The organism is Acinetobacter sp. ANC_7553 (assembly GCF_056779895.1).
The window spans coordinates 89,948-114,532 of sequence record NZ_JBWYIV010000006.1; the positions used below are offsets into that span (position 1 = coordinate 89,948).

Here is a 24,585-nt window from a genome sequence, read left to right on the forward strand (position 1 = left end):
TCCATGCCACGTTTGTTTGATACGCATACGCACTTTGATGTAGAAGATTTTGACTTCGATCGTGAGCAACTTGCGTATCAGGCTAAACAGAAGGGAGTGGATGCCCTTGTACTGATTGGGTTTCAACACCAACGCTTTCATACATTGATTGAAACACACCATTGGTTAAATGGTTTAGATCAGGCACCGAGGAGTTATCTCGCTCCTGGTCTACATCCTTTTTATATCGAACAACATCAGCCTCATCATCTAGACGATCTAAAAAAAATTCTTGAAGTACAACAATGCATCGCCGTTGGAGAAATTGGTTTAGATACTTTTCTCAAGCAACATAAGCAGTCGGAAGTTTTCGCTAAGCAACAGGATTTTTTTGCGCAACAAGTCGATTTGGCTCAACAATTTAAGCTTCCTGTGCTGTTACATATTCGTAAATCTCATGCTGAAGCATTAAGGCTGTTAAAAGCAAAGCAATTTGTTCACGGTGGTATCGCCCACGCATTCAGTGGAGGGATAGAAGAAGCGAAGGCATTTATTCAACTTGGATTTAAGTTAGGGGTCACGGGACAGATTACCAATCCCAATGCTAAAAAATTACACCAAACAGTTCAGTATGTTGGTATTGAACATCTGGTCATTGAAACAGACTGTCCTGATATGACGCCATTATGTTGTCAAGCTTCAACTGAACACCGTACCCGTAATACCCCACAGAATTTAATTTATGTTTTAGAAGGTTTGGCACATAGTTTAAATACAAAAGTCGAAGACATTGCGCAACGTGTTTGGGAGAATAGTGTGTCTGCACTCAACCTAAAAAATGAACTGAAATTGTCGTGAGTTCAAAACTCTCTATTCCTCCGAAGTTTTGCTAAAATACGCCTTTTCCAAATAGTGTTAGAGCAATATGACTGACTTAGTTCATGATGATGAATATGAACGCCGTTTTACGGGTGTAGCCAAAATTTATGGTGAAGAAAATTTTCAGCATTATGAAAACAGTCATGTCATGGTGATTGGTATTGGCGGTGTTGGCTCTTGGGCTGTCGAAGCTTTGGCTAGAACAGGTTTGGGCGAGTTAACACTAGTTGATATGGATTCTGTTGCAGCGTCAAATATTAATCGTCAGTTACCTGCGATGACATCAACATTAGGTCATGAAAAAATTGAAGTGATGGCAGAGCGTTGTCGCCAAATTAATCCACGTATAAAAATCAATTTAATTGATGATTATCTAACGCCTGAAAATGTAACGGAGATTTTGAGTTCAAATCCAGATGTTGTGTTGGATTGCATTGATGATGTCAAAGCAAAACTCGCATTGATGCTACATTGTCGTTTCAATAAAGTCCCTTTGATTGTATCTGGTGGTGCTGGTGGTAAATTAGATCCACTCAAAATTCGGGTCGCAGATTTGTCAAAAACAGAATACGACCCGATGCTGGCAAAATTAAGAAGTCAGTTACGCTCAAAAGGTATCTGTAAAAAGCCGAAAGAGAAGTTCGGTATCACCTGTATTTATTCGGTGGATAATCCTTTTTCGAATGCTGATATTTGTGCGAGTGCTGGGTTAAGATGTGGTGGTTATGGTTCAGCCGTGGTGGTGACATCAAGTTTTGCAATGGTAGCAGTGGCTGAAGTGTTAAAACGATTAGATTCGATTCAAGCAAAACAAGCCTAAAAGTGATTATCAAAAAAGGTCTCTATCAAGAGACCTTTTTAATGATGAAATTGGTTTATTCAGCATTGATTTTTAAGCTTTCTTGTTCAGCATGTCTTTGAATGGCTTGTTGCATACCGATTAAGGCATTTTCAATATCTTTTAATGTTTTCGCGTTACCCCCACTCAGGGCTTGTCGCCATTTTCGTGCACCAGGAAGGTTTTGAAATAAGCCTAAAATATGACGTGTAATCACTGAAAGTGGCGCACCATCAGCTAAACGTTTTGCAATATATGGCATCATCTCCTGCATGATCTCAAAACGATCAGGTGCTGACAAACTCCATAATTGTCCTAGTTCAGCCAGTAGATAAGGATTGTGATAAGCCTCGCGACCAATCATGACACCATCCACATGCTGTAAGTGTTGTTGAGTTTCAGCAAATGTTTTGATCCCACCGTTGATTTCGATCAATAGTTCTGGGCGATCTTGCTTTAAGCGATAAACATCTTCATAACGTAAAGGCGGAATGTCCCGATTTTCTTTCGGTGACAAACCTTGTAGTAAAGCAATGCGTGCATGCACGATAAAATTTTGACATCCCGTTTTTGCAACGGTATCGACAAAATGCAGCATCTCCTCATAAGATTGCATATCATCGATGCCGATTCGGTGTTTTATCGTGACGGGAATATCAACTGCATTTTGCATTTCAGCAATACATTCAGCAACCAGCTCAGGCTCAGCCATGAGGCAAGCACCAATTTTATTGTTTTGAACGCGATCACTAGGACAACCAACATTCAAATTGATTTCATCATAGCCCCAATCTTGAGCCATTTTAGAGCAGGTTGCGAGGTCTTTAGGATTTGATCCACCAAGCTGTAACACAATAGGGTGTTCTTCTTTGCTGTAATCTAAATGACGGGCTGCATCGCCAAATAAAATTGCGCCTGTGGTTACCATCTCGGTGTACATGATGATATTTGGATTGAATAGACGTGCAAAAAAGCGGTAATCACGGGTCGTCCAATCCATCATTGGGGCGACGGAAATTCGAGGCTGTAAGGATTGGATATAAGACATGGTGAAACCTAGATTGAGTAAATCGTGAAAAGCTCGGCATCTTACCATAATTTAAAAAATGGTTCATTGAGGGAGGTGTTAAAGAATACTGCTTTTAAAGGTTAATGAATCTCTAATTTTTAAAGGCTTTGTTGCACAAAGATTTGAAAGGCAAAGAGCCCCTAATTGAGCCAAATTTAAGGCGTAACTTGGGTAAGTGGTCGACCTAATTCCGTAAATCTGTTGAGGACTGCTACACGTGTATGAACCTCATTGACTTGGCTATCAAAGCTCCTTGCACTGAGTTTATCTCCTAATAATTTGATGCAGTGCATTTTAGTCTCAACCAAACTTCGGCGATGATAGCCTGACCATTTTTTCCATAGTGTCCTACCTAAACGTTTAACTGTTCGAAGTAATTCATTTCGCTCTAGCGAGCTGCTCTTTGTATCTTTCCATGGTTTCGCATTTTTTCTAGGTGGAATCACCGCATGCGCTTGCCGATCTGCAATGGCCTGACGGCATTGCTTGGTGTCATAAGCTCCATCGGTATAAACAGAGTCAATCTGCTCATCTTGTGGAATCTGATCAAGTAAATCACCTAGTACCTGCGAATCACTGATATTATTGGTTGTGAGCTGAATAGCACGTATTTGTAGGGTTTTAGCATCTATAGCAATATGTAGCTTACGCCATTGGCCACGATATTCAGGTCCATGTTTCTTGCGTTTCCATTCGCCCTCACCTAGAAACTTCAAGCCTGTAGAGTCCATGAGTAGATGCAGCCCATAGCTACTTTTTTGGTAGCTGATTGCAATATCAATATACTTTTGTCTTTTACAAAGCGTACTTTAATCTGGCGCTGTCCAATTTAATCCGCAAAGTTTAATCAGACTTTGCACAAAGCCAGTGACCATACGTAAAGACAGACGAAATAAGGATTTAATCATTAAGCAGCATTGGATGGCTGCGTCGGAGGAGGTTTGATTTCGTCCTTGTTTGCCTTTTGATAGAGCATACAATTGCGTAGTAGGATCAAACCAAATGGCAATATTTCCGCGATTAATGAGTGCTCGGTTATATGCGGGCCAATTGGTTGTGCGGTAGATTTTGTGTGTAAGCTTCTTCATTTGAAAATTATATGGCTGAAGAAGCCCTTAAGAATAGCTTTTTGCAACAAAGCCTCCTTGTAGCAGAACAAGTTTCAAGAAACGATTTATCTGGATTGATGTTTAAGTTGGGAGCGGAATATGATCGTACCTTGCAGACCGTGCTTGCTGCGTTTAAAAATGAATACGGTACGCAAACAACATTATCACAATGGAGATATGAAGCAGGTGATGCCATTATGAAATTAGGGTATGAAGACTTTAAAAATGTTTATCAAAATTACCAAACAATAGATTTAAAACAATGGAGTATCCAGCGCTTGGTAGATGAACAGGTTGCATTACAATCTATTCATGAAAAATATGTTTCTAAATTAGCACCTCCATTAAGATTAATTATGCAAGGTAAAGCGAAAATCGAGAATATTTTAAATGTCCAAGATCGAATAGATAAAGGATGTGGGGATATGGGCTATGAAGCCAAATGTGGGGTTTCAAAATGATGAGTGGTTTTAAAAACCCAGGAGACTTTTTACTCATTTTGGCATATTTTTTTATTTTTCAGGCTACATTGACTCTCTTTGGTTGGCAATTAAAAGAGAAAAGAGAAAAGATATTGAACTGGAACATTGTAATTGGATCGCTTCCATTTGTACTCAGTATTGAATTGTTGTTTGATCACTATCAGAGTTCATTTTTTGGGGAACTAACATTAATTCTCACTTATTTTTGTATATGTTTTGCTTTAAATACATTTTTTTGGATATTTAGTTTTTTATTTGAATTAAATCTACTTAAAATTAGATGGTATTTTTTTTCTTATATCAATGTTATAGGCGGTTGGATATTTTCAATATTAGGGTTCTTTCATAAATCATTTTTTACTCAGTTCTAAATTATAAATCCCTGCGATTAAACTGAATCTTAATCCCAATCTTTTGCCACGGTTGCGATATCGCTCAGCAAGGATTTTGAAGGTCTTCAAAGTCCCAAATACATGCTCAATCCCAATTCTTCTTTTATTGATTTCTTGATTGTAAACTTTTAGCTCAGGTTCTAGTTTACAGTGCTTTTTTGCTTTTTTGCTTTTTTGCTTTTTTGCTTTTTTGCTTTTTTGCTTTTTTGCTTTTTTGCTTTTTTGCTTTTAATGGCAATAGACTATTTGGATACACCGTATAAATCCCTTGATAGCCTTTATCTGCAAGGATAAAAGACCCTTTAGGAATTTTTTTCAGGTTGCGTTTGAAGAGCTCGAAATCATGTACTGCACCACGACTCGTGCATAAACTCAGAATTTGCTGAGTCTTATAGTGGATGATGGCTTGTACTTTGAAAGTATGTGCCTTCTTCTTGCCACTATAGCTTTTCTTCTGTTTTTTTAGGTCTTTGTATTGGAATTTCTGTGGCATCTACGATCACCACATTCCAGTCGATACCTTCGCCTTCAGGCAAGCTCTTGGGTAAATTAAATAGATTGGACTTGATCAAGCAATCCTCTACGTGGCGGACGATTCTTGAAGCAGTAGGCTCTGACACACCATAACTCGTTGCGACATGAAACAATGTTCGATATTCACGCCAATAACTTAAGCACAGAAGGATTTGATCTTCTACACTTAACTTAGATGGTCTACCTTTAGCGGGTACAAGCATTTTTAGCTGTTCAGCCATTAAATCAAAGGTTGACCATGAGATGCCTGTATATCGCTTAAACTGTGTTTCAGAAAGCTTCTTGGAGTCGATGTATTTCATTCGAAAATTATGCATGAATATTTAAAATTATTCGGTACACATAGTCAGCAAGTGATAGATCGTTTTTTGATTTATGAAAGAGATCTATTGTTAAGTTTTTATAACATAATACTTGATAAAAAACTCAAAATAACCTAAATTTGTGATTTATTTAACACAAAAAACACTAAATGTATAAAATAATTCTACTTGCTTCATGTGCTTCATGTGCTTCATTTGCTTCGCCTATTTTTGCTGCACAGGAAGATAAATTAGTTCAAGAAGACGTGCGACAAGTACAGTGGCTTTAGACTATTCTAGTAGCGACTTTTGGTATTCTAAAGCTCCAACAACATCAACGGCACTAAATAAATTAAAAATAGATCAGATACGTACAAGAGATTTCATACTTTCTAAAATTATCGAAAATCCTGATTCATTTTATAAAGCAGCCAATGATATAGATACAAGGGCTGATTTTTTTAGTGCAATGTACCTAAAAACAGGAGCGAAGTGGTTCCTTGCCGCAGAACAAGTTTCAAGAAACGATTTATCTGGATTGATGTTTAATTTGGGAGCGGAATATGATCGTACATTGCAGACCGTGCTTGCTGCGTTTAAAAATGAATACGGTACGCAAACAACATTATCACAATGGAGATCTGAAGCAGGTGATGCCATTATGAAATTAGGGTATGAAGACTTTAAAAATGTTTATCAAAATTACCAAACAATAGATTTAAAGCAATGGAGTATCCAGCGTTTGGTAGATGAACAGGTTGCATTACAATCTATTCATGAAAAATATGTTTCTAAATTAGTACCTCCATTAAGATTAATTATGCAAGGTAAAGCAAAAATCGAGAATATTTTAAATGTCCAAGATCGAATAGATAAAGGATGTGTGGATATGGGCTATGAAGCCAAATGTGGGGTTTCAAAATGATGAGCGGTTTTAAAAACCCAGGAGACTTTTTACTCATTTTGGCATATTTTTTTATTTTTCAGGCTACATTGACTCTCTTTGGTTGGCAATTAAAAGAGAAAAGAGAAAAGATATTGAACTGGAATATTGTAATTGGCTCGCTTCCATTTGTACTCAGTATTGACTTGTTGTTTGATCACTATCAGAGTTCTTTTTTTGGGGAACTAACATTAATTCTCACTTATTTTTGTATATGTTTTGCTTTAAATATATTTTTTTGGATATTTAGTTTTTTATTTGAATTAAATCTACTTAAAATTAGATGGTATTTTTTTTCTTATATCAATGTTATAGGCGGTTGGATATTTTCAATATTAATTTAAATATTATCAGAAGTTTTGGCTTTGTTATATAAATCTTTTTATATGAATAAGGCTTTGTTGCACAAAGCTATTCTTAAGGGCTTCTTCAGCCATATAATTTTCAAATGAAGAAGCCTACACACAAAATCTACCGCACAACCAATTGGTCCGCATATAACCGAGCACTCATTAATCGCGGAAATATTGCCATTTGGTTTGATCCTACTACGCAATGGTATGCTCCATCAAAAGGCAAACAAGGACGAAATCAAACCTACTCCGACGCAGCCATCCAATGCTGCTTAATGATTAAATCCTTATTCCATCTGTCTTTACGTATGGTCACTGGCTTTGTGCAAAGTCTGATTAAACTTTGCGGATTAAATTGGACAGCGCCAGATTACAGTACGCTTTGTAGAAGACAAAAGTATATTGATATTGCAATCAGCTACCAAAAAAGTAGCTATGGGCTGCATCTACTCATGGACTCTACAGGCTTGAAGTTTCTAGGTGAGGGCGAATGGAAACGCAAGACATGGACCTGAATATCGTCGCCAATGGCGTATGCTACATATTGCTATAGATGCTGAAACTCTTCAAATACGTGCTATTCAGCTCACAACCAATAATATCAGTGATTCACAGGTACTTGGTGATTTACTTGATCAGATTCCACAAGATGAGCTGATTGACTCTGTTTATACCGATGGAGCTTATGACACCAAGTAATGCCGTCAGGCCATTGCAGATCGGCAAGCGCATGCGGTGATTCCACCTAGAAAAAATGCGAAACCATGGAAAGATACAAAGAGCAGCGCGCTAGAGCGAAATGAATTACTTCGAACAGTTAAACGTTTAGGTAGGACACTATGGAAAAAATGGTCAGGCTATCATCGCCGAAGTTTGGTTGAGACTAAAATGCACTGCATCAAATTATTAGGAGATAAACTCAGTGCAAGGAGCTTTGATAGCCAAGTCAATGAGGTTCATGCACGTGTAGCAGTCCTCAACAGATTTACGGAATTAGGTCGACCACTTACCCAAGTTACGCCTTAAATTTGGCTCAATTAGGGGCGCTTTGCCTTTCAAATCTTTGTGCAACAAAGCCAATCTAAACTTTAATGTTCATTTAAAGAGAATATTCGCTCTTTAAGCCCTGTTAAAATAAACTTAGCTGCTTGAGTTTGACTCTGGATAAAACCATTATATTTTGGCAAATCATCAGCTACATCTTGCACACGACGATGGTAAAAAATATGCATATTTTCAGGGGGAACTTGCGAGAAGTCTTTTAAGTTCCATTTAGGAATAAATACCAACTGATCTAATATTCCAAATTCAATAGAAGGGGAATGACATTGTTTGCATATCCCACGACGGATATTGGGTGGTGACTTCAAACGTTTAAAAATAGTCTGTTCAATATTCAAATCACAAACATCTTGTTTTAGAAATACCAAAACATCTGAAAAAGCCTTACCTGTATATTCTTGGCAAACTTGGCAGTGACAAATAAAATGTGCGATGGGTGCATGAGAAAAGCGAAAAGTATTTGCGCCACAAGAACAACTTGCTTCAACATTGAAAGGCATGTGATTTAAATTTGACATAAAACTTCCTTATTTAAGATCTATTCATAGATGAAATTAAAAATTTAAAGTTCGATTGAGTATCATGCAGGATGAATGAGGGAATCTGATGAAGTCTGAATCTTCTAGTTAAAATTCCATGAGCACTGATATCGTATAGAACCTAAAGAATATCTAAAGTGCACTGATATCAGATCCGATCTTTTTGGGGTCGACCAAAATTTTAGCGTGTTGTTCAGGATCACCTAAGGCCTGAAAAGCATCTTTAACTCCTGCAAGACCTACAACGCCCGTTATCAGAGGAGAACAATCAATTTGACCTTCAGCGATCATATGGAGCGCGTCTCTGAACTCCAGTGGCGTATAACCAATCACAAACTGGATTTCGATTTCTTTGTTTAAAGCCAAAGCGGGTTCGATGCTGTCGGATTGCATACATACACCCACACCGATAATTTTAGAAAATAATGGCGCACCGTTAATAATCTGTTGAAGGATGCCTGGCATCCCGACACATTCAAAAATCACAGGACGTTTGGGTAAAGCACCTAATTTGTCAGCCACACGCCACGCATGCCACCATGGAATATGCATAGACTGAATCTTTTCAAAAATACCGATCCCATAGTTAATCGCTTCAGAAGCATCACCCAATAAACCGTATTCTTTCCAACTCTCAAAAGGCGATGATTGTTTAGGATCAATGACGACATCTGCGCCACAAAGTTGAGCCAGCCGGCGGCGATTTGGTGAAAAGTCACTGGCAATAATTTTTTTAACACCAATCGCTTTGAGCATTAAAATGACACCTAAGCCTACTGGACCACAACCAATAACAATTGCAGGTTCTGATTTCTTTATTCTGCTCCGACGTACTGCATGTAAAGCAACCGCCATTGGCTCGGTCATTGCCGCAAGATCGGGATGTAATCCATTTGGCACCGCAAACATGAGTTGAGATTGCACCAAGATTTGTTCGGCATAACCACCAGAAGCTTGAGGGGAAAGACCAGTCGCTTGATAACACCACTGATCAACTTTCAATAGTGGCATCGCACAAACTAAGGTATCTATTTTAAATTTTTTTCTAGTTTTAGGACCATAATCTAGAACACGACCGCAAAATTCATGCCCCATGACAAAACGGTCTGTTGACTTTGCAACACCTTTTAGACCCACTTTAGCCGTAAGTTCATGCATGTGGTCACAACTATGTTGCATATGTAAATCACTGCCACAAATACCACATCGCACAACTTCTAATAAAGTTTGTCCTTGTGATGGTGTTAGATGGCTGACATCTTCAAGTGTTAATTCATTTTGATGACATACAACAGCTTTCATTCTTGTCCACGAATATTTTTTATAATGATAGTGAACAGTGTGTGTGATTACGCACAAGAGATACACAGCTTTAGAGGACTGAATGATGACTGCAGAGGCTAAATTATTGAAAAAGCCTCCATTTATAGAGGCTTAACATGCATATTTTATGAGCTAGCTGAGTTGGGCTCGATGATAACGTTGATCCACTAGTGTGAATAGTGCCGTACAACTGACCAGAATTAATCCTACGATACACGCCATTGCCCATCCACCATGATCCCAAGCATAAATTCCTAGCGCGGAACCACTTGCGCCACCAATAAAATAGCTGGTCATATAAAGTGAATTTACACGAGATTTAGCATCCGGTCTTAAATTAAAAATCACATTCTGGTTGCTACTATGCACCAATGCTAGCCCGAGATTCATCAGTCCAAAACCGATGATATAGCAACTTAAATAGAATGCACCTAAATAAAGGAATATCCATGCGCTACCTAGGATTAAAATGCCAAACCAAGTGATTTGTTTGACGTAACCACGATCGGCGATCTTACCAATTTTCTTGGTGGACAAGGCGCCAAATACGCCAACCAAAGTGACTAAACCCACCATGACATCTTCAAGAGAAAAAGAGGATTTAAGTAAAATAGAAATGGTCGAGAAGAGGATGCTCATCGTTGCAAATGCAAAGGCACCAATGATAGAGCGATAAATTAAACGAGGCTCTTCTTTGAGTAGCAGCCCCATGGATTTAAACACAGCAAAATAACTAATTTTAGAGCTAGGAATATAAGGCAGACGGATATTGAGTACTACAGCGACCATTAACATCAAAATTCCACTGACGATATAAATGAGCTGCCAATTAAATAAGTTGGATAACAAGCCAGCTAAACTGGTCGAAATCAAAATACCCACCAATAATCCGCTCATCAGTAACCCGACAACTTCGCCTGTTCGTTCTGGTCGAACCGCCATCGTGGCAAACGGAATCAAAATTTGTGCTGCAACCGAGAAAAGCCCAGTGATAATTGTGCCAGCCCATAACATATAAAGGTTGAGCGAAAAAGCACAAATAAATAATCCCACTGCTGCAAAGAACATTAAAAATGGGATTAATTTCGTTTTATTGAGAATATCACCAAGTGGTACGATAAAAAGTAGTCCGACAGCATAAGAGACTTGAGCCAAAGTAACAGTTAATGCCACATCTGTTGCAGGGGCATTAAAGTAAAGTTGAACAGAGTGAATTAAGGGCTGCGAATAATAATTAGCGCCTGCACAAATACCACAAGCAATGGCCATCAACCAAAGTAAAGCAGTGTCATTCGTGATGTCTTTTTTATTTAAATCGTCAAGATCGTTATACATGAATAAATGGCTCAGTGGATGAGGAGCAGTAAGCTGTGGCTTCGATTTCAATTTGCATGGCGTCTAATGCCAAGCGAGACACAGGGATTAGTGTGCATGCTGGGAAATTTTGATCTTTCCATATTGTATTCATTTTCAGATTTAACAGGTGATGTTTTTGTTGGTCAAAATTGACAATCAATACGCTTAGAACAGCAATGTTATAAAAGTCGATATGTGCATAGCTGAGAGCGATTTTGAGATTTTCGAAGACTTGGTTGAGTTGTTCTGAATAATCAGTGGAATAATGTCCTTCGGCATTTTCACCACCTTGACCTGATATATGAACGACTGTGTTGAAGTGTTTGACCTCACAGATGTGGCTATATCCAAATTGCCTTGGGGAATAAAGCTGAGGTGGATTTTTAGTTGTTAAACTAAATGGTGGCTTATTTGGTTTTGTCATTCTATCTTCTCTGGATTAAGCTTAGAAAAGAATTATGAAAGCTCAACTTAACTTGAGGTCAAGAGCATGGAAGAACAAAAATTACAACAGTGGCTCAGTATAGGCGCGTTAGCTGCTCGAAGTGGTGTATCGGTCGCAGCACTCAGATTTTATGAAGACAAAGCTCTTATTTGGAGTGTGCGGACGGAAGGAAATCAACGGCGATATCCACGATATATGCTGAGAAGGATTGCCATCATCAAAGTGGCACAGCAGGTTGGGATTTCACTCTCTGAAGTGAAGCAAGCATTTAACATACTCCCTAAGAATAAAACCGCGACTAAATCAGATTGGACCGCATTATCGAGTGCATGGCAAAAAATTTTAGATCAAAAAATCTTAAATATGCTTCAACTTCGTCAACAACTGGATTGGTGCATTGGTTGTGGGTGCTTATCTTTAACTGAATGCCCACTAAGAAATGAAAATGATCAAATGGGGTCTACATCGTCGGGTTCCCACTTTGTTCCACTCGACATTAAATTTGACGATGATCAAGGGAAAATAGAAATTCACTATGAAGACTAAGTTTCATCGTGAAGTATTATTTTGAAATTTGAACTGTGAGGTTAATGTTGTCTTTATTTCAGTTTAGTTTTGGAAAGCGTAATCATCATCACACCCAATATATTCAGCGCACAACCAAACCATTGAATCATATTCATTGATTCCCCTAAAAAGATAGTTGCCAATATAATGGTCAGAATTGGACCAAGTGAACCAATCATGGCTGTTTGAGAAGCACCTAAACGAGCAATACTTTGCGCAATGAGAATAGTTGGAATCACCGTTACCCCAATGCCTAATGCAACACCATATCCGATTACTTCCATGGATTGTTCAAGGATATTGGATACAGGGCTTGGCTGAGCAATAAAGTAGTGAAGAATCGTCCCTAAGCAGGCGATAGACATTGCTAAGCCCGTAAAATTCCACGATCCAAATTTTTGGATTAATTTTGGAGTCATCAATAGATAACTCGCAAAGCAAATCGCGCTTGCGAAAACTAAACTCACACCTAGCCAAAAATTACTTTCATGAGGCACATTGCTTTGTTCTTGGAGCATCACTATAAGCGTGCCGCCATAACTTAGTCCAATCGCAAAAATAGTCTTCATTGAAAGAGGATGTTTGAAAATTACACTTGATGCAATTACTGTCATGGTGGGATATAGAAATAGGATAATACGCTCCAAAGAGGCACTGATGTACATCAGACTCATAAAATCGAGCCAACTTGAAAAATAATATCCAATCAAACCAGCAACGAGGAGTAGGGCCCAATCCTGCGCTGAAAATCCGCGATTACGGTGTCGGTTCAACCAACAAATAAAAAGAAAAACGGGTAAGGCACTGAGCATCCTTAAGGCAACAAGCAATGTTGCATCAACATCTTCAGAAACTGCATAAGCTTGTTTGATTAAGATCGCTTTACTACTAAACAAGAATGCTGCCAACAGCGCACATAAACTCCCTAACTGAGTGGGAGTCAGCTTAAGTACCATAAATGTTAAAAATCAATTTTTAAGTAATGGAAGTATAAGCCAATCTTTATTGTAAGCTCTAAAATTCAATCTCTAATTTTCGCTAAATCACCTACCTAGCGATATAAGGCGTTTTGATTTTTTGTTTAAATGCATCATTGTGGTGCGTAATATGAAAAAAACAGTGGTCTATCAACCCAAAAAATACATCAAAAAAATATTTCAAATTTTTTTTGCACGGTTTGTAAGCATTCTTTTCAAGAATCAGTCAGCTTGTATTTCATGTTCAGCCAAAATTTAAGCTCAATTTTAAAACCAAGATTTATCTAAATTTTGTCTTATTTATAATTTTTAAGAATGTCGTGAGAATTTGAATCGATTAGTCTGATTTTTTGTCAATTCGGCAAATTGAGATTTATGAGAATGAAAGAAGCAACTAAAAATGTGACATGCACGGCGCTTTAACACAATCAAAAGGGATAAAAAGAAAGCTAAAAAATGTCAGAATGATCAAAGCTTAATAAAGTCAAGCTCCCTATACTGACGATAAATTAGAAAAAAGTTTCTTTTTTGTTAAAAAATGGATCGAAAATTGAACGAATCTGGAACTATTTTTTATGAAAATGATAGATCAAATACCATGAAATTTTGTGATGATTGTGAATCATGAGTTCAAAATGAGGGTATTTATTAAATAAATATTGGGTGGTAATTTAAAAAAGTTCAATTAGAATCCAAAAAATTCACATGAATACATCCAGGGGTATATCGCAGGAATGCGATATCTACTTTAAGAAAAATTAGCTTGAGGAATGCTCATGCAGATCGGAATCCCTACCGAAACTGTAGTTGGTGAAAGTCGTGTAGCTGCGACACCAGAAACAGTAAAGAAGTTAATTGGTGCTGGTCACAGTGTCGTTATCCAACGTAATGCAGGTGTTAAAGCTGCTTATATTGATAGTGCCTATGAACAGGTTGGTGCAAAAATTGTTGATGATGCTTATACCGGCAGTCAATTGGTTTTAAAAGTTCGCGCACCTAAAGGCGAAGAAATACAAAAATTAGCCCCAAACACCACAGTGGTTGCGATGTTTGATCCGTACCGTAATACGGAACTTGATCAATTCGCTGCTCAGCAAGTGTCTGCATTTGCACTTGAGTTATTACCACGTACGTTATCTCGTGCCCAAAATATGGACGTGTTGTCATCACAAGCAAACTTGGCAGGTTATAAATCTGTGCTTCTTGCGGCGGCAGAGTACCAACGTATGTTCCCAATGTTAATGACAGCGGCGGGTACGGTTAAACCAGCTCGTGTAGTCATTATGGGTGTTGGTGTAGCAGGCTTACAAGCGATTGCAACAGCCAAACGTTTAGGTGCTATTGTTGAAGCGACAGACTTACGTCCAACAGCCAAAGATCAAGTTGAATCTTTAGGCGGTAAATGGTTAGACGTGCCAATGTCAGCAGAAGAGCAAGCGCGTGCCGATGAAGCTGCAAAAAATGGTTATGGTTGGATGCCTGGTGAACAATATATTAAAGACCAAGCTGCAATTGTAGACAAAGCGGTATCGAATGCTGACATCGTGATCACGACGGCGCTTTTACCAGGTCGTGATGCACCGCGCTTAATTAAAGCTGAAACAGTTGCCAAAATGAAACCAGGTTCAGTCATCCTCGATATGGCAGTTGAAACTGGCGGTAACGTTGAAGGCTCAAAATGCGGTGAAACTGTTGTGACTGATAATGGCGTGAAAATTTTGGGTATTCCAAATATTCCAGCGACCGTTTCTACAGAAGCTTCAGCGCTATATGCACGTAACGTTTATAACTTTGTTGAAACGCTTTTTGATCAAGATAAAAACTACAGCATTAATCAAGAAGATGAAATCCAAAAAGCATTGCTTGTCACTCATGGTGGTCAAGTGCTGTTGAAGCGTGGTTAAGGAGACTGATCATGGTTGAAACTATTACAATTTTTGTCCTCGCAATCTTCGTAGGTTATTACGTTGTTTGGGGAGTGACACCTGCGCTTCACACGCCGCTGATGGCCGTAACGAATGCATTGTCTTCAATTATTATTGTCGGTGCGATGATCCAAACTGTTGGTCTACCTGTTATGGGTGTTGAGGGGGCTGTTGATTTTCAAACCATCAATGTGGTGAGTGTATTAGGTGCGATCGCTGTTTTCTTAGCAAGCATTAATATTTTCGGTGGCTTCGCTGTAACCGCTCGTATGCTTGAAATGTTTAAGCCAAAGCAAAAGAAAAAAGAGGGTTAATACATGGAATTTATTCGTGAGTATGCGGATTGGTTTTACCTAATCGGTGCCGTTCTTTTTATCTTAACTTTGCGTGGCTTGTCTGGTCCTAAGACAGCAATTGCAGGTAACCGTTACGGTATGATTGCAATGGCAATCGCCGTGTTAACAACTTTCTTTGTTGCTGATAATCCTGTGGTATGGATGATTGTCGGTGCAATGGTATTGGGTGCGATTGTTGGTATTGCTCGAGCTCGTACAGTGCCTATGACACAAATGCCAGAAACAGTTGCTCTCATGCACTCACTCGTGGGTCTTGCTGCAGTGTTAATTGCGATCGCTGCAATTATTCACAACAACAAGCTCGTCGAGCTTGGGCCAGACTTACTGGCTGCAAATGGTGTGAACTTCCATGAAATGAGTCGCGTACATTTATTCGAATTATTCGTAGGATGTTTCGTTGGTGCCATTACATTCACTGCATCGGTATTTGCTTATGGTAAATTGGCGGCAAAGAAATGGGCAAAAACGATTTCAGGTGCATGGGTTAAACCTGTTCAAGCTTTGATTTTTATTGCGATGCTAGCAGCAGGGGTTCACTTCTTCTTGACGGGTGACATGACCTCGTTCTGGGCAATGACAGCACTTGCTTTAGCCTTTGGTTGGGTATGGATTGCGCCTGTTGGTGGTGGTGATATGCCAGTTGTGGTGTCTTTGCTTAACTCATTCTCTGGATGGGCGGCAGCAGGGATTGGTTTTACGCTTGAAAACAACATGTTAATTGTTGCAGGTTCGCTTGTAGGTTCGTCAGGTGCAATTCTGTCTTATATTATGTGTAAAGCAATGAACCGTTCAATCATCAACGTATTGTTTGGTGGTGCAATGGGTGGTGCTGCAGCACCGACAGCAGCAGCTGGTGCAGCAGTTCAACGCAACTACCGTTCTGGTTCTGCTGACGATGCTGGCTTCTTAATGTCAAATGCAGACAGTGTTGTTATTGTCCCGGGTTATGGTATGGCGCAAGGTCGTGCTCAAAATGCGGTGAAAGAGCTTGCAAACTTATTGAAAGAGCAAGGTGTAACAGTACGTTTTGCGATTCACCCAGTGGCTGGTCGTATGCCTGGTCACATGAACGTTCTTTTAGCTGAAGCAGATGTTCCGTACGAAGACATCTTAGAGATGGATGAGATTAATTCAGACTTCCCAGCAACAGATGTGGTATTGGTCATCGGTGCGAATGACGTCGTTAACCCTGCAGCGAAAGATGATCCAAACTCACCAATTTATGGTATGCCTATTCTTGAAGCACATAAAGCTCGTACCATTATGGTGATCAAGCGCTCTATGGCGACAGGTTATGCGGGTCTTGATAATGACTTGTTCTATAACGACAAAACAATGATGATCTTTGGTGATGCGAAGAAAGTTGTTGAAGATATGACCAAAGCCATCAACGGTACAGGTCACTAATTCATAGCTTGTTTTTAAAAAACCACCTTCGGGTGGTTTTTTTATTTTTCATGTGTAGGTTTTCGCCACATTCCCCAAATTTCAGGTGCATCGTAGGGCAGATCGCGAAGGTGAAAGATCACTTCAAATCCATAATGACGATAGAGTCCAACATTGCTTGGTGTTGCAGTTTCTAAATAACATGGGATACCGTGTTGATCGCTCTTTGTGAGAATAGGTGTTAAGACTTTGCTGGCTAAGCCTTGTCCTTGGTGGTCAGGACTTACACCTATGAGTTGTAAATAATAATGCGCCTCACTGGGATGATGTTTCTGCACCAGATTAATGATGTGAATAAATTTCACCAGTTGTCTTAAACCGATAATCTTCGTTAATTGAGGGAGTAGTTTAACCTGCTGAATGAGGTTTAAATCCCACTGATTTGGCGGAATCCAAAGTGCAGCAACTGAGCGATCGGGATTGGTATAGACTTCATCATATGGTTGAGCGATATCTTTCAATTGAATACTAAAGAATTGCTCTAGTTTTTCATGTTTTTGTTGGAAACTCAGTTTTTCAGCTTGGATCGCCCAGTTGCAAAACTCTTCGTTCCAAAAGGATTGCATTAATGTTTCTACTAATGCATCGTGATCTGTTCTTGTGGCTTTTATCATGGTCATATCAAGGTAAACCAAATTAGTGAGTTCTTTTTTGTTGGCTTTATTGTTATAAATTTAAAATGCACAGTATAAAAAAGCGACCAAGAAGGTCGCTTTAATATGTTTATGCTACAGAATCTGTAGTTGAAGCATTACGCCATAAGTTTTCTAGATCATAAAACTTACGTGCTGTAGGTAACATCAGATGTACTACAACAGTGCCAAGATCAACAAGGATCCATTCTGCATCGCTTTCGCCTTCAATACCGATAGGGCGAAAACCTGCTTTACGTGCTTCATCAGCGACGTTGTTTGCAAGCGCTTTCACGTGACGTGTAGAAGTACCTGAAGCAATGACAATTGCATCTGCAACATTGCTCACTTCGCTAACATCAATCGTTGTGATTTCTTTTGCTTTAACGTCAAGCAATGCTTCTTGAACAACTTTTAAGCAAGCTTGAACGTCTTGTTTTGGAGAATTCAAAGAGAGTTCGTGAGAATTAGAAGCGCCGGGCGATGGTTCTAAATTCATGAGAAGTGTATTTTCCTGACTATAACTCATCTTTCACTATAGCGCTTTCTGCTTGAAAATTCAAACTTTGAACAAATTTTATACCACAATATGATGATATTAAAGAAGTTTATTTTTCCATTCGAAAGAATCTGTTGAATGAGATTGGGGGCGATATTCGGCTGCGACAAATCCTTCATACATGCTATTTGCAATGCATTCAAAAATAGCGGGATAGTCAATTATCCCTGTGAGTGGTTCATGTCGACCTGGTACATCTGCAAATTGGATATGCCCAATGTGTTGCATATTTTCTTTGAGTGACAGAATCAGGTCTTCTTGCATTCTAGCCATGTGATAGCAATCGAATTGCATTTTTAGAGCTGGATGATTAACGTCTTTCAGTAACTCTTTGGCTTGATGCATTGTTTGAATCATGAAGTTGGGCATATCAAAGCCATTAATCATCTCAAAAACGGGTTGAATCCCATGCGCTGTGAAGATCTCGCTGACAAATTTAAGATTTGAGACTAAGGTTTCATAGCAGACCTGATATTCAACATTATCTGGTTGCTTGCCAGCCAAAATATTCACTCGAGGTATATTGAGTGAGCATGCATATTCAATCGCTAAGTCAACAGCTTGTTTGAATTCATCAGTTTTACTTGGGCTACTTGCTAATCCGCATCCGCCTTGCATTAAATCTCCGGCAGGAACGTTGATGAGACACAAGCTAAGTTGATGTTCATTGAGTTCATGCTGAATTTGATTAATACTCAGCTCATATGGAAATTGAATTTCTACATGTTGGAACCCATATTCAGCAGCCAGCGCAAAGCGTTCAATGAGTGGAACTTCTGTAAAGATCATCGATAAATTGACAGCGAGCTTCATATTGAATGCGACCTATTTATTGTTTTGTTCAACTTGCAGAATGACTGAGGCAAGGTCTGATTCAGAAAAGCCGTTGGATTGATGCGCTTTCAATTGTTCTAAGGCTTGTTGAGCGACAGGAATATTAAGGTCAAATTGTCGAGCCAAACTCAAGGCGTTATTTAAATCTTTAGACAGGGTCTGAACTTTCCATTGCACAGGCTCAAACTCGTGCGTTGCCATACGTGGTGTTAAAATTTGAAAAGGTTTAGAGTCGGCGAATCCACCTGCTAAGGCAGGTGCAAGCAGTTGAGTATCAACACCCGCCTGATCTGCTAAAGCAACAGCTTCTGCGATGAGTGTGCTATTTGCAGCAACGATGAGTTGATTACAAATTTTGGTGGCTTGTCCTGTTCCAGTTCCACCCATACAGGTTACACGTTGTGAAAGAACTTGATACATTGGTTGTAAAGATTCGATGATGCTCGATGGTCCGCCAGCAAAAATAACTAAACTGCCATTTTCAGCACCAGCTGTTCCACCTGACACAGGAGAATCTATCCAATGCGCTGATTTAGCAGTTGCACGTTGTGCAAGATTTTTAGTTTTATCCACAGATAGACTCGAGAAGTCCACAATAATCTGCTCGGGTTGAATCAGTGATTCAATTTGAGAAAAAACAGCCTCTACCGCATTGTCATCGGCTAAACAAGTTAGGATCAGATCAAATTGTGCTATCTCAGAGAGTTGAAGGGGATGTGCCCCAAGCTGGATTAACGGCTCACATGCGTTTGGACTTCGGTTCCAGACAGCAGTGTAAAACCCAGCCTGTATCAATCGAGTCGCCATTCTGCTACCCATTAAACCCATACCTAAGAACGCGATTTTAGTTTGATCGTTAATCATTACTGAAGCTAATCCCTGATCTAAGTTTGAAAACCAATTTATTTAAATTGACGTGGTAAAAATTCCAAATCTGGATTTTTATCTTTTTTACGCGCGATTTGACTGTTTTTGCCCAGGAGTAATTTGAGTTGCCAAATTTTCTCAAGACGAAGTGATTTTTGGGGTGCGTGTTCCATTGCATCTAAGACTTGTTTGACTGCGGCTAAGGCATCTGGTGAGCGTTGCAACATTTCTTCGGCAAGCTGTTGAGCTTTTTGCATCGGCTTGTCATCAACATGCGTGATCAATCCAATTACTTTGGCATATTCACCATCAAATACACGTGCTGTTAATGATAATTCTTTGGCTAGGTCGACTCCAATAATACCTTTGATTGAGCGCGTTAACCCCATATCTGGAACTAAGCCCCAACGGGTTTCCATGATCGACATTTGGGTATTGGGGTGAGCAATTCGAATATCAGCCGCTAAAGCCAATTGCATACCTGCACCGAAGCAATACCCATCAATAGCTGCAATGACTGGAACAGGGAGTTCTTGCCAGATTAAAAAAGCTTTTTGAAATAGACTTTGACCAGGCTTAATGAGTTCCCATGCGGCATAAGCACGATTTTGTGGATTATTCAGGTCTGTTAAATCAATACCTGCACTAAATACGTTGGCTTCACCAGTGAGAATCACACAGCGGATAGTACGATCAGATTTAATTTTTTTTGCGACTTGCACCAACTCTTTCAAAAGTTGAAAGCTCATCGCGTTACGTTTGTCGGGACGATTCAGAAAAACCGTCGCAATTCCATTATTTTTTTCTACACGTATTACAGCCATTATTGTGACTCGAGTTTATTGTTTCTTGTTTTAAGCATAACATGTCCAAAATAGACTGTCGTGACAGTAGAGTCATCACGTATTGCCTAATACAGTGCGTTGATCGTCTATTAATGATTCAAAATAGACTCGGCTGCTTCTTTTACTTGTACAATCGCATCTTTTAATTCATCCAGCCGTTTCATCACATTTTCAATAAATTGCTCATCTGCTTTTCTACGCTCTTTACGCAGCGTTGAAACGAACTGTTCAAATTCACCTGTGATGCTTTGTAAATTCGGAGTGCCGACGTAGCGTGTTGCCCCATATAAACGGTGTAATACATGTTCGAGCTGCGGATAATCTTCAAGTTCGATGAGTTGTTCTATTTCAGCAAGTTCATTTGGGAAACTATCTACCAGCATCTTCAATAAATCTTGTGCTAAATCTTCTTTATTCGCTGCCAATTGAACGCACTGTTTCCAATCTAAAACCTGATGATCTAAGGTTTCGATACGTAAAGTTTTTTCTTGGGATTTAATTGGATGAATAAACTTATCACTGCTCCAATGGGTCAGAATTTGAATAATCTGATCCATTTGGATTGGTTTGGTGACATAGTCATCCATGCCGACTTTAAGCAACTTTTGTTTCTCATCTGCTAAAGCATGTGCTGTAAGTGCAATGATCGGTGTGTGACGTCCCTCGATGGTGGATTCTAGTGACCTGATCGCACGAGTCGTATCGATGCCGGACATCACTGGCATTTGAATGTCCATAAATATCAGATCAAACGGCTTTTCATCATTTTGAATCTGTTGTTGTAAAATTTGTAGTGCCTCTTGTCCACTTTGCGCTTTAGTTGTTTGAACATTAATTTCGCCGAGCAAAGCTTCTAAAACGATTAAGTTTGGTAGATGATCGTCTACTGCAAGTACATGTAAATTAAGGGCTTTAAAGTTATCATGAGGTTCTACTTCAAATATTGGCTGATTTTCCAAAAGCTGAATTAATGATGAACGGCTCAGAGGTTGATACAGTGGTCTCGCTTTGTATTCATTCAACATGTTGAGGTCGAGCGCCATCTGATAGCCATATACGGCTAAGTGACCTTGATAACGTCCGCGAATCTCTTTTAATAAAGCCTCTGGATCACCACTGTGATCTACAATCAACCACGTATTTTCAGGTTGATGTGTCAAACCATTTAGACGGCTGAATAAATCTAGAATGGATTGAGCTTCTGTGTGTTCAACACCATAATTTTCTAAATAATGACGTAAAACATTCGCAGTTGCAGGGTGGGCTAAATAGGAGATGACACGCATGTCATGGAATTGCGGATGAATAATTTCATATTCATCAACCGCAAATTTCGCAGTAAACCAGAATGTTGAACCCTTTTCAGTTGGGGCGCGTTCTTGGTTATCTTCAAAGCCAATTTGGCCATGCATCAGATTAACCAATTGTTTTGAGATTGCTAAGCCTAAACCTGTGCCACCAAATTGACGAGTGACGGAAGCATCGCCTTGAGAAAATGATTCAAATAACCGTTTTCGGTCTGTACCACTTAACCCAATACCACTATCTTGAACACTAAAATGCAATAGGCAATGTTCTAGATCGTCATGCTCCATTCGAACACGTACAATAATTTCACCATCAGGGGTGAATTTAATGGCATTTGAAATCAGGTTAGTCAAAATCTGTTTACAACGTAAAGCATCGCCAATCACATACTTTGGAATGTTATCGGCATAGTAGAAGGCCATATCGATATTTTTTTGGGCGGCTAATGGCGACAACATGTCCATAACATCGAAGATCGCTTCTTCTAAATCAAATGATGCGGTTTCTAGTTCAAGTTTACCGGCATCAATTTTTGAAAAGTCCAAGACGTCATTGATCAGTGCTAAAAGATGTGCTGATGATTTGCGAATCGTTTGCAAATACAGGCTTTGATCATTGCTGAGATTCTCTTGGCGCAATAACAAGTGAATAAAACCATCGATACTATTCAGCGGGGTACGCAACTCATGACTGATATTGGCAAGAAAAACAGATTTTGCCTGATTGGATGAAATGGCCTGATCGCGTGCTTGTTTATAAGTAATATTTTGCACTTCAAGTGTATCAAGCGTACGTCTTAAATCGTCTTCGGTCTGCTCGGTATGTTCCTTCAGCTCTAAAAAGCTGAAATGTAGACGCTTCACGACATTCGCAATATCGCGTTGGAGTAACCTTAACTCGCCAGTACTATTGATGACCATGTGTTGGTCGAGTGTGTCTGCATTGAGTCGCTGTAATTGCATACGTATTTCGTACATAGGTGCAATCCAACGTCGTGAATAAAAGTTCAAGCACAGTAATAAGAGTAAAAGTGTCAACAAACCCGTCGTGATCAGTACAATGAAAACACGATATTGAGAGATGGCGAGAGGTTGATTATCTAGCTCGATAACAAGCCATTTTTTACTTTGATCAGGCGTATTTAATGCTAAGCCATAAATATGATTATGTTGATCTTTAATCGGACCAAATGTTTGTACATTGGTCGGGAAGCTAGGCCAAGGTTTTTCATTGCGATAGCCTAACCCAAAATAAGGTTTTTGTTGTTGGTTTAGGACTGCGACACTGAGTAAATACTTTTCATTAAACATCTTTTGTAAGATGCTTTTAGCGCGGTCTTGTTGCGCTTGTGAGGGGTTTTTTTCAAGCGCAATAAGTAGGTTTTCTGTCGTGTATTTATAACGACTTAAAATTGCATTTGCGGCAAAGCGTTGTTCTGATTTTGCGGAATTAGACGTTTCTGTGAGCACCAGTGCAGAGCCGACGCTTGCCAGTACCGCAATGGGTACAAAAATGAGGGCAATCAATTGCCCATAAGCATGGTTTAGTTTTAAGCGATTGAAGATTTTTTTATTCAAATTCGACATGTGCAGAGTGACTCATTCCCCATGTTGGGCATATTAGCACGCTTTAAAAAAATGATGGTGCTTTAATCACCCTCATTAAAAAGCCTTTGAAATTGATGCAGTGAGATACTTTTTTTCATACAATACCTGCACCTCAATATGGGTGCAAATAATGAGTAATACACAAGTAGATTTTCAATCAGACGATTTTTTATTAGACCACTATGTGGGTAAAACCCCATTGGTTAGGTTACAGCGTCTGGCAAGTCATACTCAAGCGACTGTATTGGCAAAACTGGAAGGGAATAATCCAGCGGGCTCTGTCAAAGATCGCCCAGCATATAACATGATCATGCAAGCTGAAAAACGTGGTGACATTAAGCCAGGTGATACGCTGATCGAAGCGACTAGCGGTAACACAGGTATTGCATTAGCCATGGTTGCGGCAATGCGTGGCTATAAAATGAAATTGATTATGCCTGCAAGCTCTAGTCAAGAACGCAAAGATGCAATGCGTGCGTATGGTGCTGAGCTTATTGAATCCGAGAATATGGAAGAAGCTCGTGATATCGCATTGCAAATGGAAAAAGATGGTCTAGGTTTGGTGCTCAATCAGTTTGGTAATCCAGACAATGTCCAAGCACACTATTTGACAACTGGTCCAGAAATTTGGCAACAAACTGGTGGTAAAATTACGCATTTTGTAAGTTCGATGGGAACAACGGGAACCATCATGGGGATTTCAAAATACCTCAAAGAACAAAATCCAGATATTCAAATTATTGGTCTACAGCCATCTGAAGGATCGAATATTGCAGGTATTCGCCGTTGGCCTCAAGAATATTTGCCGACGATTTTTGATGCTTCTCGTGTTGATCAAATTATGGATATTCCACAAATTGAAGCTGAAAAAATGGCTCGTCAATTGGCACGTAAGGAAGGAATTAGTGCTGGTACTTCTTCTGGTGGTGCAGTTTGGGCATCAATAAAAATCGCTGAACAACATCCTGGTGCTGTGATTGCATGTATCGTGTGTGATCGTGGTGATCGTTATCTCTCTACGGGGTTATTCTCTGTAGAAGATGAACAATAAATTCGA

25 protein-coding genes and 2 pseudogenes are annotated in these 24,585 nt (G+C 39.3%); 11 read left to right on the plus strand and 16 right to left on the minus strand.

Translation table 11 applies throughout. From position 1 onward, the window contains the following. Positions 1-3: 3 nt before the first annotated feature. Positions 4-837: a TatD family hydrolase gene (locus AC1M9I_RS06425; RefSeq protein WP_481590402.1), complete on the plus strand. Its 834-nt coding sequence runs from the start codon at positions 4-6 to the stop codon at positions 835-837. A gap of 67 nt (positions 838-904) precedes the next feature. Next, entirely contained in the window at positions 905-1,678 is a 774-nt protein-coding gene (locus AC1M9I_RS06430) for a tRNA threonylcarbamoyladenosine dehydratase (protein WP_481593314.1), read from the plus strand. A gap of 55 nt (positions 1,679-1,733) precedes the next feature. Here the strand turns inward: AC1M9I_RS06430 and dusA are convergent, their stop codons facing one another. After that, positions 1,734-2,744: a tRNA dihydrouridine(20/20a) synthase DusA gene (dusA, locus tag AC1M9I_RS06435; protein ID WP_481610836.1), complete on the minus strand. Its 1,011-nt coding sequence runs from the start codon at positions 2,742-2,744 to the stop codon at positions 1,734-1,736. 176 nt (positions 2,745-2,920) lie between these two features. After that, positions 2,921-3,853: pseudogene (locus AC1M9I_RS06440) on the minus strand (IS5 family transposase). Between the two features lie 11 nt (positions 3,854-3,864). Between AC1M9I_RS06440 and AC1M9I_RS06445 the strand changes: the two are divergent. Then, positions 3,865-4,335 (plus strand): hypothetical protein, encoded by a 471-nt coding sequence (locus AC1M9I_RS06445; protein WP_481610837.1) that lies wholly within the window; start codon positions 3,865-3,867, stop codon positions 4,333-4,335. A 371-nt stretch (positions 4,336-4,706) separates the two neighbouring features. Here the strand turns inward: AC1M9I_RS06445 and AC1M9I_RS06450 are convergent, their stop codons facing one another. Genes AC1M9I_RS06450 through AC1M9I_RS06460 form a run of 3 tightly spaced genes read right to left on the minus strand, consistent with a single transcriptional unit; the run spans position 4,707 to position 5,584 of the window. Continuing rightward, on the minus strand, positions 4,707-4,859 hold the full coding sequence (locus AC1M9I_RS06450; RefSeq protein WP_481591441.1) for a transposase: 153 nt from the start codon (positions 4,857-4,859) through the stop codon (positions 4,707-4,709). A 34-nt stretch (positions 4,860-4,893) separates the two neighbouring features. Next, positions 4,894-5,241, minus strand: a complete 348-nt coding sequence (locus AC1M9I_RS06455; RefSeq protein WP_481610838.1) for a transposase — start codon at positions 5,239-5,241, stop codon at positions 4,894-4,896. Further along, positions 5,189-5,584 carry a transposase family protein gene (locus AC1M9I_RS06460; RefSeq protein WP_481610839.1) on the minus strand — a complete coding sequence of 132 codons (396 nt, stop codon included), beginning with the start codon at positions 5,582-5,584 and terminating at the stop codon, positions 5,189-5,191. Before AC1M9I_RS06460 ends, AC1M9I_RS06455 begins: the two co-directional genes overlap by 53 nt. A gap of 280 nt (positions 5,585-5,864) precedes the next feature. Here AC1M9I_RS06460 and AC1M9I_RS06465 point away from each other — a divergent pair, with 280 nt between their 5' ends. From AC1M9I_RS06465 to AC1M9I_RS06475, 3 genes and pseudogenes are all read left to right on the plus strand, one after another. Continuing rightward, entirely contained in the window at positions 5,865-6,509 is a 645-nt protein-coding gene (locus AC1M9I_RS06465; protein ID WP_481610840.1) for a hypothetical protein, read from the plus strand. After that, the gene (locus AC1M9I_RS06470; RefSeq protein ID WP_481610841.1) at positions 6,509-6,871 is read left to right on the plus strand and encodes a hypothetical protein; all 363 of its coding nucleotides are present in this window, start codon (positions 6,509-6,511) and stop codon (positions 6,869-6,871) included. The genes AC1M9I_RS06465 and AC1M9I_RS06470 overlap by 1 nt, the downstream gene beginning before the upstream one ends. Before the next feature lie 104 nt (positions 6,872-6,975). Beyond that, positions 6,976-7,906, plus strand: a pseudogene (locus AC1M9I_RS06475) (IS5 family transposase). Positions 7,907-7,968: 62 nt separating this feature from the next. Here the strand turns inward: AC1M9I_RS06475 and AC1M9I_RS06480 are convergent. From AC1M9I_RS06480 to AC1M9I_RS06495, 4 genes are all read right to left on the minus strand, one after another. After that, positions 7,969-8,460, minus strand: coding sequence for a GFA family protein (locus AC1M9I_RS06480; RefSeq protein ID WP_481595212.1), 492 nt, complete (start codon positions 8,458-8,460; stop codon positions 7,969-7,971). 153 nt (positions 8,461-8,613) lie between these two features. Further along, the gene (locus AC1M9I_RS06485) at positions 8,614-9,783 is read right to left on the minus strand and encodes a zinc-binding dehydrogenase (RefSeq protein WP_092768291.1); all 1,170 of its coding nucleotides are present in this window, start codon (positions 9,781-9,783) and stop codon (positions 8,614-8,616) included. A gap of 153 nt (positions 9,784-9,936) precedes the next feature. Further along, a complete protein-coding gene (locus AC1M9I_RS06490; protein WP_481595213.1) occupies positions 9,937-11,139 on the minus strand; it encodes an MFS transporter in 1,203 nt (400 codons plus the stop codon). After that, on the minus strand, positions 11,132-11,584 hold the full coding sequence (locus AC1M9I_RS06495) for a RidA family protein (RefSeq protein ID WP_481587565.1): 453 nt from the start codon (positions 11,582-11,584) through the stop codon (positions 11,132-11,134). Before AC1M9I_RS06495 ends, AC1M9I_RS06490 begins: the two co-directional genes overlap by 8 nt. A gap of 66 nt (positions 11,585-11,650) precedes the next feature. Here AC1M9I_RS06495 and soxR point away from each other — a divergent pair, with 66 nt between their 5' ends. Further along, positions 11,651-12,151, plus strand: a complete 501-nt coding sequence (gene soxR / locus AC1M9I_RS06500) for a redox-sensitive transcriptional activator SoxR (RefSeq protein ID WP_035265311.1) — start codon at positions 11,651-11,653, stop codon at positions 12,149-12,151. Positions 12,152-12,204: 53 nt separating this feature from the next. Here the strand turns inward: soxR and AC1M9I_RS06505 are convergent, their stop codons facing one another. After that, positions 12,205-13,128 carry a DMT family transporter gene (locus AC1M9I_RS06505; RefSeq protein ID WP_481610842.1) on the minus strand — a complete coding sequence of 308 codons (924 nt, stop codon included), beginning with the start codon at positions 13,126-13,128 and terminating at the stop codon, positions 12,205-12,207. Between the two features lie 797 nt (positions 13,129-13,925). Here AC1M9I_RS06505 and AC1M9I_RS06510 point away from each other — a divergent pair. From AC1M9I_RS06510 to AC1M9I_RS06520, 3 genes are read left to right on the plus strand one after another with little or no spacing between them, the layout of a single operon-like run. After that, a complete protein-coding gene (locus tag AC1M9I_RS06510; RefSeq protein WP_035265315.1) occupies positions 13,926-15,053 on the plus strand; it encodes a Re/Si-specific NAD(P)(+) transhydrogenase subunit alpha in 1,128 nt (375 codons plus the stop codon). Positions 15,054-15,064: 11 nt separating this feature from the next. Further along, positions 15,065-15,388 carry a proton-translocating transhydrogenase family protein gene (locus tag AC1M9I_RS06515; protein ID WP_035265316.1) on the plus strand — a complete coding sequence of 108 codons (324 nt, stop codon included), beginning with the start codon at positions 15,065-15,067 and terminating at the stop codon, positions 15,386-15,388. Positions 15,389-15,391: 3 nt separating this feature from the next. Continuing rightward, positions 15,392-16,837: an NAD(P)(+) transhydrogenase (Re/Si-specific) subunit beta gene (locus AC1M9I_RS06520; RefSeq protein ID WP_481610843.1), complete on the plus strand. Its 1,446-nt coding sequence runs from the start codon at positions 15,392-15,394 to the stop codon at positions 16,835-16,837. A 41-nt stretch (positions 16,838-16,878) separates the two neighbouring features. Here AC1M9I_RS06520 and AC1M9I_RS06525 read toward each other — a convergent pair whose 3' ends face one another. The 6 genes from AC1M9I_RS06525 to AC1M9I_RS06550 form a co-directional block, all read right to left on the minus strand. After that, positions 16,879-17,496 (minus strand): GNAT family N-acetyltransferase, encoded by a 618-nt coding sequence (locus tag AC1M9I_RS06525; RefSeq protein ID WP_481590354.1) that lies wholly within the window; start codon positions 17,494-17,496, stop codon positions 16,879-16,881. A 103-nt stretch (positions 17,497-17,599) separates the two neighbouring features. Next, positions 17,600-18,007: a ribosome silencing factor gene (rsfS, locus tag AC1M9I_RS06530; RefSeq protein WP_035265319.1), complete on the minus strand. Its 408-nt coding sequence runs from the start codon at positions 18,005-18,007 to the stop codon at positions 17,600-17,602. A 99-nt stretch (positions 18,008-18,106) separates the two neighbouring features. Continuing rightward, entirely contained in the window at positions 18,107-18,880 is a 774-nt protein-coding gene (locus tag AC1M9I_RS06535; protein WP_481593321.1) for a hydroxypyruvate isomerase family protein, read from the minus strand. A 12-nt stretch (positions 18,881-18,892) separates the two neighbouring features. Continuing rightward, entirely contained in the window at positions 18,893-19,765 is an 873-nt protein-coding gene (locus AC1M9I_RS06540; protein WP_481595057.1) for an NAD(P)-dependent oxidoreductase, read from the minus strand. Between the two features lie 38 nt (positions 19,766-19,803). After that, positions 19,804-20,592 carry a crotonase/enoyl-CoA hydratase family protein gene (locus AC1M9I_RS06545; protein WP_481595058.1) on the minus strand — a complete coding sequence of 263 codons (789 nt, stop codon included), beginning with the start codon at positions 20,590-20,592 and terminating at the stop codon, positions 19,804-19,806. A gap of 110 nt (positions 20,593-20,702) precedes the next feature. After that, on the minus strand, positions 20,703-23,507 hold the full coding sequence (locus AC1M9I_RS06550) for a GacS-like sensor histidine kinase (RefSeq protein ID WP_481595059.1): 2,805 nt from the start codon (positions 23,505-23,507) through the stop codon (positions 20,703-20,705). Between the two features lie 151 nt (positions 23,508-23,658). Here AC1M9I_RS06550 and cysM point away from each other — a divergent pair, with 151 nt between their 5' ends. After that, positions 23,659-24,579, plus strand: coding sequence for a cysteine synthase CysM (cysM, locus tag AC1M9I_RS06555; protein WP_179998626.1), 921 nt, complete (start codon positions 23,659-23,661; stop codon positions 24,577-24,579). Positions 24,580-24,585 lie beyond the last annotated feature (6 nt).

Excerpts from the sequence above, each read along its gene's own strand:
- rsfS (WP_035265319.1), bottom strand. The coding sequence starts at position 18,007 with ATGAATTTAGAACCATCGCCCGGCGCTTCTAATTCTCACGAACTCTCT.
- AC1M9I_RS06550 (WP_481595059.1), bottom strand. The coding sequence starts at position 23,507 with ATGTCGAATTTGAATAAAAAAATCTTCAATCGCTTAAAACTAAACCAT.
- AC1M9I_RS06455 (WP_481610838.1), bottom strand. The coding sequence starts at position 5,241 with ATGCCACAGAAATTCCAATACAAAGACCTAAAAAAACAGAAGAAAAGC.
- AC1M9I_RS06485 (WP_092768291.1), bottom strand. The coding sequence starts at position 9,783 with ATGAAAGCTGTTGTATGTCATCAAAATGAATTAACACTTGAAGATGTC.
- AC1M9I_RS06545 (WP_481595058.1), bottom strand. The coding sequence starts at position 20,592 with ATGGCTGTAATACGTGTAGAAAAAAATAATGGAATTGCGACGGTTTTT.
- AC1M9I_RS06525 (WP_481590354.1), bottom strand. The coding sequence starts at position 17,496 with ATGACCATGATAAAAGCCACAAGAACAGATCACGATGCATTAGTAGAA.
- AC1M9I_RS06540 (WP_481595057.1), bottom strand. The coding sequence starts at position 19,765 with ATGATTAACGATCAAACTAAAATCGCGTTCTTAGGTATGGGTTTAATG.
- soxR (WP_035265311.1), top strand. The coding sequence starts at position 11,651 with ATGGAAGAACAAAAATTACAACAGTGGCTCAGTATAGGCGCGTTAGCT.
- AC1M9I_RS06470 (WP_481610841.1), top strand. The coding sequence starts at position 6,509 with ATGAGCGGTTTTAAAAACCCAGGAGACTTTTTACTCATTTTGGCATAT.
- AC1M9I_RS06510 (WP_035265315.1), top strand. The coding sequence starts at position 13,926 with ATGCAGATCGGAATCCCTACCGAAACTGTAGTTGGTGAAAGTCGTGTA.
- AC1M9I_RS06495 (WP_481587565.1), bottom strand. The coding sequence starts at position 11,584 with ATGACAAAACCAAATAAGCCACCATTTAGTTTAACAACTAAAAATCCA.
- AC1M9I_RS06490 (WP_481595213.1), bottom strand. The coding sequence starts at position 11,139 with ATGTATAACGATCTTGACGATTTAAATAAAAAAGACATCACGAATGAC.
- AC1M9I_RS06445 (WP_481610837.1), top strand. The coding sequence starts at position 3,865 with ATGGCTGAAGAAGCCCTTAAGAATAGCTTTTTGCAACAAAGCCTCCTT.
- AC1M9I_RS06535 (WP_481593321.1), bottom strand. The coding sequence starts at position 18,880 with ATGAAGCTCGCTGTCAATTTATCGATGATCTTTACAGAAGTTCCACTC.
- dusA (WP_481610836.1), bottom strand. The coding sequence starts at position 2,744 with ATGTCTTATATCCAATCCTTACAGCCTCGAATTTCCGTCGCCCCAATG.
- AC1M9I_RS06425 (WP_481590402.1), top strand. The coding sequence starts at position 4 with ATGCCACGTTTGTTTGATACGCATACGCACTTTGATGTAGAAGATTTT.
- AC1M9I_RS06430 (WP_481593314.1), top strand. The coding sequence starts at position 905 with ATGACTGACTTAGTTCATGATGATGAATATGAACGCCGTTTTACGGGT.
- AC1M9I_RS06515 (WP_035265316.1), top strand. The coding sequence starts at position 15,065 with ATGGTTGAAACTATTACAATTTTTGTCCTCGCAATCTTCGTAGGTTAT.
- AC1M9I_RS06520 (WP_481610843.1), top strand. The coding sequence starts at position 15,392 with ATGGAATTTATTCGTGAGTATGCGGATTGGTTTTACCTAATCGGTGCC.
- AC1M9I_RS06460 (WP_481610839.1), bottom strand. The coding sequence starts at position 5,584 with ATGAAATACATCGACTCCAAGAAGCTTTCTGAAACACAGTTTAAGCGA.
- AC1M9I_RS06505 (WP_481610842.1), bottom strand. The coding sequence starts at position 13,128 with ATGGTACTTAAGCTGACTCCCACTCAGTTAGGGAGTTTATGTGCGCTG.
- cysM (WP_179998626.1), top strand. The coding sequence starts at position 23,659 with ATGAGTAATACACAAGTAGATTTTCAATCAGACGATTTTTTATTAGAC.
- AC1M9I_RS06480 (WP_481595212.1), bottom strand. The coding sequence starts at position 8,460 with ATGTCAAATTTAAATCACATGCCTTTCAATGTTGAAGCAAGTTGTTCT.